The sequence below is a fragment of the Citrobacter sp. Cpo071 genome (assembly GCF_030332765.1).
In the GTDB taxonomy this organism is placed as follows: Bacteria; Pseudomonadota; Gammaproteobacteria; order Enterobacterales; family Enterobacteriaceae; genus Citrobacter; species Citrobacter portucalensis.
Window position 1 is genome coordinate 48849 of sequence record NZ_JAOWHE010000085.1, and the last position, 14074, is coordinate 62922.

21 protein-coding genes and 1 pseudogene are annotated in these 14074 nt (G+C 36.7%); 14 read left to right on the forward strand and 8 right to left on the reverse strand.

Going from position 1 to position 14074, the window contains the following annotated elements:
• The 7 genes from OGY09_RS17270 (at position 1) to OGY09_RS17300 (ending at position 2939) form a co-directional block, all read left to right on the forward strand.
• Positions 1–318 carry a hypothetical protein gene (locus tag OGY09_RS17270; RefSeq protein WP_114682390.1) on the forward strand — a complete coding sequence of 106 codons (318 nt, stop codon included), beginning with the start codon at positions 1–3 and terminating at the stop codon, positions 316–318.
• An 85-nt stretch (positions 319–403) separates the two neighbouring features.
• Positions 404–700, forward strand: coding sequence for a hypothetical protein (locus OGY09_RS17275; protein ID WP_114682391.1), 297 nt, complete (start codon positions 404–406; stop codon positions 698–700).
• 50 nt (positions 701–750) lie between these two features.
• Positions 751–987, forward strand: a complete 237-nt coding sequence (locus OGY09_RS17280) for a hypothetical protein (RefSeq protein WP_023302109.1) — start codon at positions 751–753, stop codon at positions 985–987.
• A gap of 54 nt (positions 988–1041) precedes the next feature.
• Positions 1042–1407: a hypothetical protein gene (locus tag OGY09_RS17285; protein ID WP_181688306.1), complete on the forward strand. Its 366-nt coding sequence runs from the start codon at positions 1042–1044 to the stop codon at positions 1405–1407.
• A 62-nt stretch (positions 1408–1469) separates the two neighbouring features.
• Positions 1470–1712 (forward strand): H-NS family histone-like protein, encoded by a 243-nt coding sequence (locus OGY09_RS17290; RefSeq protein WP_100280098.1) that lies wholly within the window; start codon positions 1470–1472, stop codon positions 1710–1712.
• 98 nt (positions 1713–1810) lie between these two features.
• Positions 1811–2560 (forward strand): EcsC family protein, encoded by a 750-nt coding sequence (locus tag OGY09_RS17295; protein WP_286590706.1) that lies wholly within the window; start codon positions 1811–1813, stop codon positions 2558–2560.
• A gap of 58 nt (positions 2561–2618) precedes the next feature.
• A complete protein-coding gene (locus OGY09_RS17300) occupies positions 2619–2939 on the forward strand; it encodes a hypothetical protein (RefSeq protein ID WP_126502050.1) in 321 nt (106 codons plus the stop codon).
• A 78-nt stretch (positions 2940–3017) separates the two neighbouring features.
• On the opposite strand, the gene OGY09_RS17305 is transcribed toward OGY09_RS17300, so the two are convergent.
• Positions 3018–3500 carry a DUF4756 family protein gene (locus OGY09_RS17305; protein WP_286590708.1) on the reverse strand — a complete coding sequence of 161 codons (483 nt, stop codon included), beginning with the start codon at positions 3498–3500 and terminating at the stop codon, positions 3018–3020.
• Between the two features lie 146 nt (positions 3501–3646).
• Positions 3647–4381 (reverse strand): SEN1990 family winged helix-turn-helix DNA-binding protein, encoded by a 735-nt coding sequence (locus OGY09_RS17310; protein ID WP_100280101.1) that lies wholly within the window; start codon positions 4379–4381, stop codon positions 3647–3649.
• A gap of 881 nt (positions 4382–5262) precedes the next feature.
• Between OGY09_RS17310 and OGY09_RS17315 the strand changes: the two genes are divergently transcribed.
• The 4 genes from OGY09_RS17315 to OGY09_RS17330 all read left to right on the forward strand — a co-directional run bounded on the left by OGY09_RS17315 (position 5263) and on the right by OGY09_RS17330 (position 7520).
• Positions 5263–5595, forward strand: a complete 333-nt coding sequence (locus OGY09_RS17315) for a hypothetical protein (protein ID WP_286590710.1) — start codon at positions 5263–5265, stop codon at positions 5593–5595.
• A gap of 505 nt (positions 5596–6100) precedes the next feature.
• Positions 6101–6667, forward strand: coding sequence for a hypothetical protein (locus tag OGY09_RS17320; protein WP_047414182.1), 567 nt, complete (start codon positions 6101–6103; stop codon positions 6665–6667).
• A gap of 15 nt (positions 6668–6682) precedes the next feature.
• A complete protein-coding gene (locus OGY09_RS17325; protein WP_071444968.1) occupies positions 6683–7234 on the forward strand; it encodes an SEN1982 family lipoprotein in 552 nt (183 codons plus the stop codon).
• 10 nt (positions 7235–7244) lie between these two features.
• Entirely contained in the window at positions 7245–7520 is a 276-nt protein-coding gene (locus OGY09_RS17330) for a hypothetical protein (RefSeq protein WP_071444967.1), read from the forward strand.
• A gap of 206 nt (positions 7521–7726) precedes the next feature.
• Here the strand turns inward: OGY09_RS17330 and OGY09_RS17335 are convergent, their stop codons facing one another.
• Complete coding sequence (locus tag OGY09_RS17335) at positions 7727–8305, reverse strand: hypothetical protein (protein WP_071444966.1); 579 nt, start codon at positions 8303–8305, stop codon at positions 7727–7729.
• Positions 8306–8738: 433 nt separating this feature from the next.
• On the opposite strand from OGY09_RS17335, the gene OGY09_RS17340 reads away from it, so the two are divergent.
• Positions 8739–9389, forward strand: coding sequence for a hypothetical protein (locus OGY09_RS17340; protein ID WP_071444965.1), 651 nt, complete (start codon positions 8739–8741; stop codon positions 9387–9389).
• 75 nt (positions 9390–9464) lie between these two features.
• Here OGY09_RS17340 and mobQ read toward each other — a convergent pair whose 3' ends face one another.
• The 3 genes from mobQ to OGY09_RS17350 all read right to left on the reverse strand — a co-directional run bounded on the left by mobQ (position 9465) and on the right by OGY09_RS17350 (position 12227).
• Positions 9465–10865: a MobQ family relaxase gene (gene mobQ / locus OGY09_RS17345; RefSeq protein ID WP_181688303.1), complete on the reverse strand. Its 1401-nt coding sequence runs from the start codon at positions 10863–10865 to the stop codon at positions 9465–9467.
• A gap of 623 nt (positions 10866–11488) precedes the next feature.
• The gene (locus tag OGY09_RS25295; RefSeq protein WP_353622474.1) at positions 11489–11896 is read right to left on the reverse strand and encodes a protein NO VEIN domain-containing protein; all 408 of its coding nucleotides are present in this window, start codon (positions 11894–11896) and stop codon (positions 11489–11491) included.
• An 88-nt stretch (positions 11897–11984) separates the two neighbouring features.
• Positions 11985–12227: a hypothetical protein gene (locus OGY09_RS17350; protein ID WP_286590712.1), complete on the reverse strand. Its 243-nt coding sequence runs from the start codon at positions 12225–12227 to the stop codon at positions 11985–11987.
• Between the two features lie 390 nt (positions 12228–12617).
• On the opposite strand from OGY09_RS17350, the gene OGY09_RS17355 reads away from it, so the two are divergent.
• Positions 12618–12866, forward strand: a complete 249-nt coding sequence (locus tag OGY09_RS17355; RefSeq protein WP_048221720.1) for a hypothetical protein — start codon at positions 12618–12620, stop codon at positions 12864–12866.
• Complete coding sequence (locus OGY09_RS17360) at positions 12866–13219, forward strand: conjugal transfer protein TraD (protein ID WP_286590714.1); 354 nt, start codon at positions 12866–12868, stop codon at positions 13217–13219. The genes OGY09_RS17355 and OGY09_RS17360 overlap by 1 nt, the downstream gene beginning before the upstream one ends.
• A 148-nt stretch (positions 13220–13367) precedes the next feature.
• Here the strand turns inward: OGY09_RS17360 and OGY09_RS17365 are convergent, their stop codons facing one another.
• Together OGY09_RS17365 and OGY09_RS17370 are read right to left on the reverse strand one after the other, a co-directional pair.
• The gene (locus OGY09_RS17365; RefSeq protein ID WP_199985152.1) at positions 13368–13634 is read right to left on the reverse strand and encodes a hypothetical protein; all 267 of its coding nucleotides are present in this window, start codon (positions 13632–13634) and stop codon (positions 13368–13370) included.
• 96 nt (positions 13635–13730) lie between these two features.
• Positions 13731–13944, reverse strand: a pseudogene (locus tag OGY09_RS17370) (H-NS family histone-like protein); the annotation flags it as partial.
• Positions 13945–14074: the final 130 nt, after the last annotated feature.

The window sequence follows — 14074 nt, forward strand, 5'->3', positions numbered from 1 at the left end:
ATGAAAGTACAAAAGATAGAAATACATGTTAGCAATGATGATACAAAATACTTTGTTCTAAAAAGTGGCGAAGAATATGACTACTATTTGCGGTGTATGCATGAGTATATGGGAGAAAGATTCTATCATAACCTTGAAGACGATGGTTATATGGAGGGTGTTTTAAAATCAATAATAGAGAACGGTAAGAAAGATTTTAATGAGTTCTTGAAAAAACATAAATATAAAGCATCGATTAAAAACGTATATTTTGATGAAGTGCTTGTTAACCTGAGGCAGATACATCATGTGATGAGTCACTACATCTTACATACATAATCGCTGGCGTCATCTATTCGGCCCCGCAAGGGGCTAATATAAAACGAAATGAATAAAGTAAGCATTTAATTATGAGGATATAAACATGGCTAAAGAAGATATTATTGAAAATAAATCAACAGAACTGTTTTATGATCTAGCTTGTAGATCATTTTCCGCAAGTTGGAATATGTTTATGGAAGTCAATGGCGACGGAGATGCCAATGACTATCTGGATGATCCGGATTTTATGAGTCCCTTTATTATTTATGTGATTGACCATATTCAGAATAACTTTGAGAGATTTACCACGCAAGAAGGAAAATGCGGTGATATTAATCAGGTCAACTTTGAACAAATAGCAGCCTTGCTGGTAGGGTATTCAGAAAACTTTAGAAAGTAAGAACTAATTTTGCCCCGCAAGGGGCTAACTATAAACAAAAGGAAAAACAGATGAAGAATGATATGTCAGTAATCGTAAGTATGTTATGTGAAAAAACACCTAAAGTGATGAACCTTATCCAAGAGAGCTTGGATATATTTATCGCATTAAGAGGTAGCTCTGTCGAAGAAATAATGAATGATAAGACCTTGTTAGATGATTTAAATCGTTATGTAAATGAGACACTGTATGATGAGATGGATCTGGAATATGGTTCTGTAATCATCAAAATAGTATCTAATAAATAGTATTAATACCTTCTCGATATTTATCTAATATTTAACTTAATAAAAGGGATCAGTATGAAAGAGATTATTTTAAATGAAAGTAATAAAATGGCGATAAATCTTATTGCAAATGTATTACAGGGATATTGCGAAACGATCTATAGCATCTCTGAAAAACAGCCTGAAACAGCAATGAATATTTTAACAGGGGAAATGTTATCAGAGATACTTTATGATGTGTTGATTACCTGTGAAGTTGAAGACTATGTTAAAAGTGGAAAAGGAAAAGATGTATCTGAGATCAATATAGATGAGTTAAAGGAAACGATTTTATACTGGCATAAAGAGCATATTATTGAACTTGTACTGAAAAACATAAAACCGGATGATGCTGATGAGCGTATATACTGGAAGTTAAAAATGACTGTGAATCAGTTTTGAAAAATGGCAATATTCCCTCGTGCAGAGGGAAATAATCCTGTAATGAAACGGAGATAACCAATATGATTGATGAATTCCATGTTATGTATATGTATAAAAAAATCCAAGCTGAAGCTGCGACGACAGATATGAAAACACTGGAACAGCTTTTGAAGAAGTTCCGCCAAGTTGTCGCGGAACGCCGGGAAGAATACTATCAGGAGATTGGTGAGAAAAAGGCTCAGAAATTGAGAGCCAAGAGATTACAACAGTTGCTTGAGAAAATGGGCCGTGATCGTGTATCACCGGAGGATCTTATAGGTTAATGACAATTAACAAGATCGTGTGTGTTTGATTTTTAATACTAAAGTTTTATCTGTGATTGCCGATACTTATCCTGAATATTATCTTTTCTGAGGTCATTATGGATTCTGACGATAAAAAATCAGGTAAATTTTCAGGTGCAACGGCAGCTTTTGGGGCATTAGGCAGCATCGGTAAGAAAGTTCTTGCAAAAAAAGACACCGCCCAAAGTGAGGATGGTGAAATCACTGAATCAAAAGTCATGCAGGTACTGGACTGGGCCTATGATAAAGCCTGTAATGGTGTTGTAGGTTTGGATTCGGCGCAAGAGCTTGCTGCACCATATTTGAATGGTGATGGAGAACTTGTTGATAAGGTTAATGCGCTAATACGATGGCAAAATACAAAAGCGGGAACATCAGGCTTTATCACCGGCCTTGGTGGAATAATAACGCTCCCGGTGGCCATTCCAGCTAACATTTCAAGCGTCATATTTATACAAGTTCGTATGATCGCAGCAATTGCACATATGGGCGGGTATGATTTAAAAGATGACCGTGTTAAGTCACTTGTATATACCTGTTTAACCGGAAATGCTGCGAAGGATATAGTGAAAAATATAGGTATAACAATTAGTACAAAAATGACAAATACCTTAATAAAAAATATTTCTGGTGAAACAATAAAAGCTATAAATAAAGCGGTAGGATTTAGACTTATAACTAAGTTTGGGCAAAAAGGTGCTATTAATCTTGGTAAAGCAATACCACTAGTTGGTGGTGTCGTTGGTGCTACATTTGATAGTGTATCCACCAATACTATTGGGAATATATCCCGTAATATTTTCATTGAAGAAAAAATACCTGAATGATGTTTGTATGGTGATAATTTTAAGTTCTGGCTTTTAACTATTCTAAATAGGTCGTGAAATGAAATCTTTAGACCGAGATTTAGCAAAAAAATTAATAAGAGCTGTAGGTTCGGAATATGAGTATCAGGTATCTGGTAATCCTCAAGATGCAGTTTTTGATGTTTACTTTGCTAGAGAAAAGCACGGTATCGCATTTCAAATTAGACATTCAACACATCCGTCGGCACAAGATGGCGGATGGCTACAAGTGCACCACTATGAGGGAGAGCCTGCGGATTGGGGACCTGCATTACATTCACTGAGAACAATGGGTGATGTAGTTGCATTTTGCCAAACGTTGATAACGTTCTCTCAAATAAAATCCAAAAGGCAAGCGTAGATAAATTACACTGTTATTCATCTGGCATATATTAAGTTCATACTTGGTAAATGCCAGATTAATGCTGAACTGATGCATTTAAAAAGACATTTTTCTTCTTTTTTTATTTGAGGACTCAAAATCTGATGAGATAGAAGAAAGCTGTTCAAGACTCAGCTCAACAGAGCGCTGGAACTCAAGAGCTGCCACTGTACGTTGTTTTATCACCAGAGCAATGATTTCGGCATCACTTTTTTCTTCAAGGGCTTTTCTGTAAAGTATTCGTTCATTAATTAAATCAAAATTTCCTGATGATTTAGCAGCGGTGTTAGCTGCTGAGTAACTTATAGGATTAAGCTCACTAATAAAGCTATCCAAAAGAGATTGTCTTTTCTTATCAAGCCTGCGCAGTGTGGTATGTGCAGACCTATATTTTTTTATTTCATATGAAAATGTATCATCATCATCACGTAGCTTACTATATCCTGCTCTATATTCATCCATTGATGGATGATTTTTGAGTTCTTCAATCGTATTAAAATAAGCTAATAAATCAGTGTTGTCTAATTGTACTTTTCTCATATATACCTCGTTAATAAATAGTGGATATATTTATATATTAAGGTGTATAGAGAAGGTGTCAAATTAAGGAAAGGGTTAAATATTTTTTTTTACTTTTGTAGAATAAAAACTATCAAGTATGTTTTTTCCATTATTGTTGTCCTGTTTTAGGATGCAGCTTTTAAATAGATGTCGATATCAGCTACGTCTTTTCTTGCCGCTTCATTTTCTTTTGTTCTTTTATATACCTTTCGCGGCTTATCGATCTGGACACTGTTTTTAGCATTAGGAACAGCATTATTTTTCTTCTTCTTGCTAAAAACAAAGGCATCTGTGTAGATCTCTTTATTTTCAGTTTCCAAAGATAAGTTTCGTCTTTCTTTCTGTGAAAGATCTGCATAATGCTCTGGATATTGTTCAATATCAGCATTGAGGCTTTTTGCATTACTCAAATGCTCTTTACGTTTTTCATCAAGTTGATGACTCATACCCTTGGCAAAAATATTAGAGTTGATATACAGGTGTCCATGATGTTCAACGAGAATACCTTTTTGTTTTAGCTTTTTGAATATGTTTGACATATTACCGGATGCGATATTCAACGCTTTACAGAGTGATGACTGTGAGAGGTTGATTAGGTTTCCAAACTCCATATATTCTAAGATATAAGTCAACACGCGGAATTCATTCTTAGATATATCCAGATCAGAAAAAACACGAAAGTTTGAAGTAAAAGCAAAAACATAAGGCTGCGCAAATGAGATCGCTTTATCTTCTTCTGTTGCAATAACGGTGGTTGATTTTATATCTTTGTTTTGTAGCAAGTGTCTTGCGATATCAATCTTTTGCTCTGTGGTTAATGTTTCAAATAAGCGAAGTAGTTCAGTGTCATTAGTATTCATATTATTCTCTCTTATAGTTCTTATTATGCCTATTTAATACTATGCAGAAAAATGAAAGTCAATAGTTAAACTATAAATAAAATAGAACTTTTATTATTATGATGTTGCTATATGTTAAAAAAACTATGTTTAAACATAGATTCCGCTATGTTTAAACATAGGAGGGTTCTATGTTTAAACATAGGTGTCTGCTATGTTTAAACATAGGAAAAAAAGGTGTGAAGCCCCGATTTTATTGGGCTGGGATAGTGCTTATAATTAAATAATTAGTAAGAAGTTAAGAGAGTCTAGTTTTCCTTTTATCTTATGTGCAGAGCGTTTTACGTAAAAACATATGGTTTTCTTGGGGTGTATTTTCAGCGAAGTGATTGTTTCATACAATCACGCAGCGCTGCTGATGTTTCAGGAATACTGCAATTGCTTACCTTTATTTTATTGGCGGCTGTCGCCGCAATTCTTCATTGATAAATCCATCATTAACAGGGATGAACCCTGTTTCAGCAATGTGATTGTTTTGAACAATCACTAAGTGCTGCTTCTATGAATATAGTTTTCCTATGCGTTTAAGAGCAGATACTATATTTTTTAGTGCTAATACTGTTATGAAATATAGGATCTAAAATATTTAATCATGAATAAAAGAATAGATGTTGATCCTTTTGGCTTTCCCCTAAAACATAGCAAAGGCCATTGTTAAATCGTTAAATATATTTTACAGCGTTAGGGCGTAGCCGTGCGTCAGCACATGAGCTTTAGCTCATAAGAGAAATATCTTTTCAAAAGAATAAGAAAAAACAGGTAAAACGTTTATTAAATGAGTTAAATTTGATTTTTACCGATTCGATATGGTATTAAATAATAAAAAAGAAGGAAAATAAAGAATGAACAACATTAAGATTGTTACGCTCTTTCTTACAAATAAAAAGATACCATTTATGGCTTGTATTGTTAAAGATGTTGAAGAAAATGAACAAGGAATAAAACTCACTTTGCAAAATGGTGATAATATCCATGTCAAAGATTATGACTATTTCTTCTTATCAGAATCAGCACATGAGTGTGATCAGGAACGAATGATTAATACATACAGAAGATTGATTTCTGAACTGAGCCAAGTTAGCGAAGAAACAATAGAGTCCTTAGTTCCGAAGATATCGAATAATATGAAAACCAATTTCCCAGCAAGCGGTGTGAGTGCTTTGGAAGATGATTGAAAAACCTGAATGGTAGCAACCATTCCATATGAAACAGCATATTAAAACATGCGTTGCATACAGGTTTTTGCAACACCATATCTGAAGATAGCTACGTTACCTGAGATCTAACAATCCCTGTCTGCGTAATGGTCGACAGGGTATTACCTGTTCCGACCTATACCTTTCTATCTCCATCCATGTGCAAACAGCTACTGACATGGCTCTTCGTGCACATTACACCACTTATTGATCGATATAGAAGATCAATAAATTATATTTGATAGATTTCAACTATCACTTGAGCGTCAATTGATCGGTGTTTTAATTGCTTATATCGATCGATTGTGTATATATGATAGTTTAAATCTATCAAATGATTTGAATTCGATCGATACAAACGATATGACGAACAGAAAAATAAATTGAATCCTATCAATTGATTAATGCTTTTTTTCAGCCCAGAGAGACCAACCTATGGGTAGGGCTGTCTTTGACATAAAGTTTCCACACATTGGGGATAGATATGAAATTACGGATAGTGATGCCACTGGTACTGTCTGCTGCCGCACTAACAGGATGCCAGCAGCTCAACGACGGCGTGAATACAATTAATGGAGCAATCAGCTCGTCGTTGTCTTCAGTAGGTAAAGCGCTGGGGGGAACAGCCACCACTCAAAGCCTTGGCCCGGTATCATCTGTATCTGGCCTTGGTGCTGTTTGCAAAGACTATGAAGAAAATGCAATGGCAGCAGAAAAGAAATGGACAGGCAAAAGGATCTCTATCATCAATGCCACTGTTCTTGAAGTTACGAAGGGCAGAAGTGCCAGCGATATGATGACGGGAATGCCCAAAACAGCCCCTAACTATTACCTTTTATTTAAAACCTCTGATACGAGTTACTGCGGCGGTATGGTCTGGCTGGATTACTACTCTGGTATTGATGATGCAGTTCTTACTTATAAGAAAGGGCAGAAAGTCAGCGTCACCGGAACGGTAAACAATTTCGAAGTCCGTGGGTTCGCTACCGTCAACAATGCCGATATGCCAGTTCGTCTGGTTGTTCTGAAAAACGGCACAATCAATCATTAATTCCGGGATAACACTATGCGTAAAATTTTACTCGTGGCGGGTCTTGCTGTTCTTGTATCGGGATGCGGTGAAAAAGGCGATTTTAAGAAAGCGATCAACGCGAAACTATCACAATCAAAGCTGTGCTACTCCCTGCAGGACAACGACATTGTATTCAATAAAGGTTTTCCGATTAAGGTTAACCGTGGCTACCATTCTGCCGGATACAGTGCTAGTGATGAAATCCTTAAGGGACTTGTTGAACAAGGGCTGCTCACTGTTTCACAACAGGCAAATGGCTTTAGCAGTGTTGATGTTCTGGAAGTCACGGACAAGGGCCAAGAGGTTGAGTTTTGGGACCGTGAGAAAGGTGCCTGTGTTGGTCATCGGGAAGTTGCTGAGATAAAGGAATGGACCGAACCGGGAAATGGTAATCAGAAAGTTGTTCGCGTTTCTTATACATGGAGGTTGGCGGATGTTCCTTCATGGGTGGACAAAAAAGCGTTCTCCAGCGTCAAGGGCATGAATGAACCTGAAGATGGCATGATTAATCTTGTTAAAACCAGCAATGGCTGGAAAGCGATTTAAGGGGGCTATTATGGAAAACAATACAATCCAGTGTCCGTTTTGCCTGAAAGAGAGCCAGCGCGGTGTGTATGTTTGTACTGGCTGCATGGCGACTGTTTTATATGGGGCTTACCCCAGCTGGTATGCTGCTATTGCTATCTTATTGTCCTTCGGCTTGTCTGTACTGATTGGTATGTCTACAGGCATGGCAGGGGCTGCTATCAGCCTACCGATAATTGCAGCTGTTGGGTTTGTCGCTGGCAAGGCGATCTTCTCTGACAATGTTGTGTTTAGGCGAAGAATGTAATATTAAATTATAAGTATTTAAACCACATCTCATAAAACAGGATGTGGTTTTTTATTTTGCAAGTATAAAAAATAAAATAAGGACTAATATTTGACATAACAGTATGGATGGTTTAAATAATTATATATTTTATGATAGAGGTTAATTAATGAAAATCCATGATTGTGCAATGAAAGGGGATGTCATATCCCCCGAACAAAATGAATCTACCCTTGTAAGAAGGGATTCTTATTCAAATGAGAATAAATCGATTCCGAAGATACTGTTTGATAACTCCCATCAATGGAAAGTTTTTCAATCAGTACTAAAGAAGCTAAAGGAATATCCTGTAAACAATAATACCATGTAGGAGATTTTCCTAGAAAAGTAGGATCTTTTACCATCCTTGCTATTTCCTCTAAGTGTACTTGTTCTTCAGCTTCACCGTGAGGATAATATGCTGAGGCTGCCAAGCATTTTATCATAAACATATCATTTAGATGAAAATCAACTGCAGCAATAATGTCTAAATTTTGTGGGTTAATTTTTAGTCGGAACTCTCTGTGATTTAGACAGTATGTCTTATTATTAATAGTAAAACATCTGTGGCCGAATACTAAAGCTTGCTTGTCAGTAATCTCACGTCCATCAGGTAGACCATGCCCTTCAGGGGATAAATCGGTTGTAAGGCAAACTGATTTAAGCTTTATTGCTTCATTAACATAAGTATCAGTCGCCAGAATACGCCCAGAATCCAGAATACCTTTTAAACCAATTGCTGTCGTAAAATGATGAAATTCGTGCATTTGGTGAACAACCTCATTTAAATTAGCTATTCAAGCATATGAGCATGGATGACATACACCAGTCAACCAATTTTGACTTACTATAAATGGTGGTGAAATGAATGGTAGTGGAGTATGACTATATTCTGTTTATTTATTTTTATTAGGTTTTTTATCTTATCATTACTTAAATATGGAAAGACAAGTATTGAATAAGTGTCTATACTTTTCTCAATTGCATTGATGCCAAGATCTGTATCGTTAAGTCCGGTTCATGGTTCGTGATGTTTTGCGATTGTTCAGAGCATACTCACCGGCCTTGTATTCCCTTTAGAGAGTTACTATTTGGTATAGCTATATAGCAATCTGTGAATTGACTTGTTTTCTTTTGAGGCATAAAATCACGAAATATTATTCGTATTTTATTAACTAAAGTTTTTATGGTGAATAGGTAATGAATAACAAACTTAGTCAGTTATACATCAAGAATATTAATGCTCTCAATGAATATAGTAAAAAGCATTCAGATAAAAATCTACATGGACCACTTCTTTTAAATATCAGTAATTATTCATCTCAGAAATTAAAGCTAATGGTTGTGGGGCAGGAGACGTTTGGCTGGAATAAATCTCCTTCTATAGTAGATCAAAGAGCTACGTATCAAAAATTTAATTTTGGATCATCATATTATAGTAGTGCTTTTTGGAATGTAATTAGGAAGGTGGAAAGATCACTAAATATTGAACCATATGCTATAGCGTGGTCAAATCTCAATCGATTTGATGTTGATTGTGGGTCACCAGATCGCACGGAACTTGCACAAGATATTGCTTCTCTAGACTATCTCGTTAAGGAAGAGGTTAGTATTCTTAAACCAGATATATGTATATTTTTTACGAATCACAAGTATGATAAAAGACTGAGTGATTTATACCGAGATCTGGTTTTTGATAATGTTAATGGATTGCCAAAGAAACATTTTTCAAGATTACATCATCCAGATCTTCCGAAGTATACGCTTAGAGCGCCACATCCTAGAACAATCAGAACGCAGCGATGGGAAGATGATTTTATTATGGCTGTTTCACAATTTAAAAATGGTTGATTAGCAATTTATTATTTAATAACACATGCCATGAAAAAGGAGATATTGGATGTAATTATTATCTCTTTTTTCTTATTATCTATGATTTGGCGGTTTTAAACGCGGTATATATTTTCTTTTGCTTTCAGACTGTATGGGAGTAATTAGATCTAGACTAATATTATGTTCTGTCTGAACGAGTTTAGGACGACTTGGAAAACGCCTGATCTCCTCTTTGGTTGGACTATAAGTGTCACTGTTAAATCTGGCACGTCTTTCATACTCAGCGCGTGACACATAGATGCCTTGGACCTCATCAAAGACATAGTTTTCAGCGATACGTTTATCATGTTCAGCATCCACTGAAACTGGGGACTGTTTCTTTCTGGCCCAGACGAATTTCTCTTTTATGTATCCGACGACCAACAGTGTGAAACGTTTGAAAATCCCATCCTGACGAGGTTCAACATGCTTCCTCTTAGCTTTAACAGGAGCGCGTTTAATCGCTCTTGTTGTTGAAGAGGATGGGTTTTTCAGCGTAGTGCGTGTATGAGGTGCAGGGGCAACCAGAACAGGTTTTTGCGTGTCTGAAGATGAAGCTTTCCCGGTATTATCCGGGATAACAATTTCTTCAGGTTTAGAAAGTGCATGAACCGTAAAGCTGGCAACATCAACAACGATGTCTAATGGTAAATCCTTAAAGGCAAAGTAGGCTTCAACAGCTTCTTTTTTCTGCTCATCACGTATGGCTTGCTCTGCAGCACGTTGTTCCTGAGCGGCTACAGTGCCCCAACGATCACGAGGGATATGAAGTATTGGGTCGCGGTTTGTTTCAATAGCTTTAGCCAGCCAGATTGCTTTCTCTTCATTGGTAGCGGCAGCGGTAGCCTGTTCTAGGGCTTCCTCATACTGGACCTTGATAGAACGGTGATCAATGCGTTCATCATAACCATACAGCTCAAGGAACTCATTACAGAAGTCCTGCCAGCCTTTACGCCAGCTATCAAGGGTCTCAGGCTTATCCCATTCACGGACCTTTTTACCAAAACCTGTAGAGAGAATCTCACGGGTTGTTCCCATGATATGGATATGCGGGTTATGACCATTGATATCGTGGATAACAACATCGGCAATGATGCCTTGCTTGGTAAAGTGCTCAAGAACAAAAGCTGCAGTGAGTTCAATGCTCTGCTCGGGCGTTAGCTCAGCAGGAAGGGCAATTTTAAACTCTTTGGCAAGACGGGCATCTTTTCTCTTCTCTGAGGCTTCGACAGCATTCCAGAGTGTTTCACTGTCAACAATCAGGGCTGGTGGGGTATTTTCAGGTGCAAAAATGTGCGCAAAGGCAAGGTCCTTTTTATGTGCTGTTTTGCGACCACACACTTCACCTGTTCTGTTATCGAAGAACACTTTACGGTGACGATATGCAGCAGAGTTAACCGAAGACTGGCCTTCGCCTCTGCTGATGTTTTCCATTTTGAAACTGTATATCGCCATCCAAATATTCCTCAATGCCAAATGCTGCTTTTCGTTTTACGTAAGGAAAACGCCGGGGTTGACGTTGACCTTGATTTTGTTTCCGAAGGAAACGGTTTTAGCCTGCGGCAGGCAACCGTCGGTAGACCCCACGGCATTAGAGCGAAGCGATAATGCGTAAGTGGGCATTGCTTTATTTTTTATCGCCATAAATGGCTCAGAAAATAATAACAATGTATAAAGCTTACCTACTTAATTAATACGAAATATATTAATGTCTGTAAAACAAAACGCCGAATTAAGCGGCGCGAACTGGATGGAAGGGCGAAGTATTCCACGATATTACATAAATGGGGTGTAGATGGCGTCCGAAGGACAAAAAGAGTGTAAATTTATCCCGCGGTAAGGCGGGAAAAGACTAAAGCACATGAAATAGATTAGTTTATTGGTAATTTTACCTGTTGCACAATTCACAGGTGAGGGTAAAGAATTAGATTGGAGAATTGGAAGGTGAAATGAAAACCACTAAAAAATAAAAATAAGTAACGCGGAGAGAATGGGGTGTTAGTGGAGGGGGGGTATGTATGCGCTGTTTGTATATTTTTTACTCCAGCGCACTAACATTCTCACTTACCAGTCTGGATTTATTGTTGTTTCAATTTTTTTAACTTAAAATTTATAGGGATTAATTCAAACGCATCCATGAGTTGTTTTAAACTGTACTCTTGTACTGTATCTACTTGAGTATTGGAAATAAAAGTAACACACTTTAGTATTGAATTGGATTCATTTTTTTGAAAGAATTTAACTTGTCGTGAAGAAATATAAATATTGCTTTCATTCATACTCCGACTTGATTTTACCTCAATGAAATGTTCTTGTTTACCAGTCGGTGTTATACGAACTGATTTTATATCATATGGTGATTGCGGATCGGATTGTGATACCCATTCAACTTCACTTACTGGAATGCCATGATTAATGGCATAAGCAACTTCCTGTTCATATATGAATTTCTCTCCTAAAAAGCCAACTTCTTTATCTGGCGGGATATTATTCCATCCAGATTTTGAATTAGCAGGTTTTTTTGTTGATAGTTAACTTTTGATGAAGAAAGGGAATATCTTCTTTGTATAGCATTCAGAACAGATATTTCGCGCGTAATCCATAACCCCAAGATGAGTATTCAGGAGTATAAATGCCATCCTTGAAGTCATATTTTATGGTAGGGGTAATTAATGTGGAAAACTCACTTGGAGCTTCAGCATGATAATGGAACTGTTCAGCAGCTTCAATTTTCTCTATATCATGACGAGTAATTGATTTTTTTCCATTAGATACGAGTCGTGCTGCGGCATGAACACCAATTATACTGGATGGCATTTCTTTATCATATTTATAAGTGAAAGAGAAAAATACAATGTCTTCATCTAAATATTTATCACTGGGTATACAAGTTGGTGGTAAATAAATTTTTGTTCAACAAGGTAAGATCATTGTAACTCCCAATATTACATTAACTCAAGCATAATTTGCCAAAGTCAATAGTTTAATATAAAAGAACATAAGAACATGAAATAAACGGGGTGAATATGAATGTCGGTGAGTTGTGTGAGTCAGAAATAATACTGATCTGTGTCAATGCTGCGTTATGGACTATTAACATTGGATTTATAAGTATTTGGGTTGTCAGATAAAATATTAAAACTTATTTATTGATTTATCTGTAAATTGTGTTAGTACATAATCAGGAAATAAAAGAAGGGAGGTTTTATGTATAAAAATAATGATGAAGCCATTGATCTTGAAGCAAAACGATTACTTGATAATGGTATCTATACCGATCTGGAAAAAGCGTATAGTGAAGCAGAAAAGATAATCACAAAAGTGAGAGTTGAGTTTAAAAAGAAACAGGAAAAACAACAGTTCCGATCTCGGATTAAATCAATCAAGCGTGCACTATCAGATGATGAGTTCAGAAGTAATGTCCCTTATAATCATAGAAATCAGTGGGGTAAATAATGAGTGATGATAAAATACAAAATACATACCTAACAGGTAAAGCCTTTCTGGGGGATAGAAGCAGGACCGAAATAAAGAAAACACTTGAGCAAAAAATCGCAGGAGCACAAAATAAATTAAATTTTCTTAAAGCAAAAGAGAAAAAAGATAACAAAAAAGAAAATACACGACAAAAAATAATTCTGGGTGCAGAGGTTGCCAAGGTTTTAAACTGTGATATAAGTGAGGTAGATAAACAATTACTCTTTGGTTTGTTGTTAGAGGTTCCATCCTTACATACACATGATATCGAACGGTATAAAATAAATGGAAAAATCTACATTGAAAGAGTCCTCACGAAATTCAGACTATAAAATCATTTCACGTCCGAACAGCTCCACGGCTTAAAACTTGTTTTAGGCTGGGGAGCTGTTGACCAAGCCCCAGAGGGCGCGGTAGTTAATTTAAAAATTGATGTCATATAACGCATGACATACATTTTTTAAATGATGTCCAGAACGATTAACTTTTTGCAACACCACGATGTAAAGGGTTATATGCATCCAGTGATTGAAGTATTGGTAGGCTAAGCTCATTTGGGAGCATAAACCATACAGGATTACCAAATGTTTTTGGGTAACCCTTGTCCTCGCCTTCACCATTCCATCTCATCGCGAGGCGCTTAGTCCCATCTTCCCAGATCCCCCATGCAACGGAGAATCCGTTTAAATCATAAATAATTTCTAATACCTTGAAATTATGCGGATTCACTTCTCTTGGTGATGGCATATTCTTTCCTTTATAAGAGTATTGACAATGCCCGGATTAAAAAAGGCATGGAATGTGTTTAGATTGCGAAGTCTTCAAGAGCTTTCCTCGAACAGTTGCCGAACGTGAAGTTTTAGGATTACCCAGCAGCTCAGACGGGTCAATACCATCTTCAAGTAATTGTGCACGTAGCGCTTCAATTTTGGCCTGACGTTCAGCATTTTGATGCTGTGCAAGTGATTCTTCTTGACATCTGTCTTCGACAATAGCCGTTAATTGCCTGAGCGCGAAGGGCTCGGATGTTATTAAGTGTTTTAATAGCAATGGTCATTAACTTTATTCTGAATGTTGAAATTCATGAGCAGAATAATATACAAAGGATGAGAACGGATAAAATCGTATTTCTTAAATTATGCTGTTAAGTGTTTTATTGAATTACATGTTCATCGGTCTTGACCTCT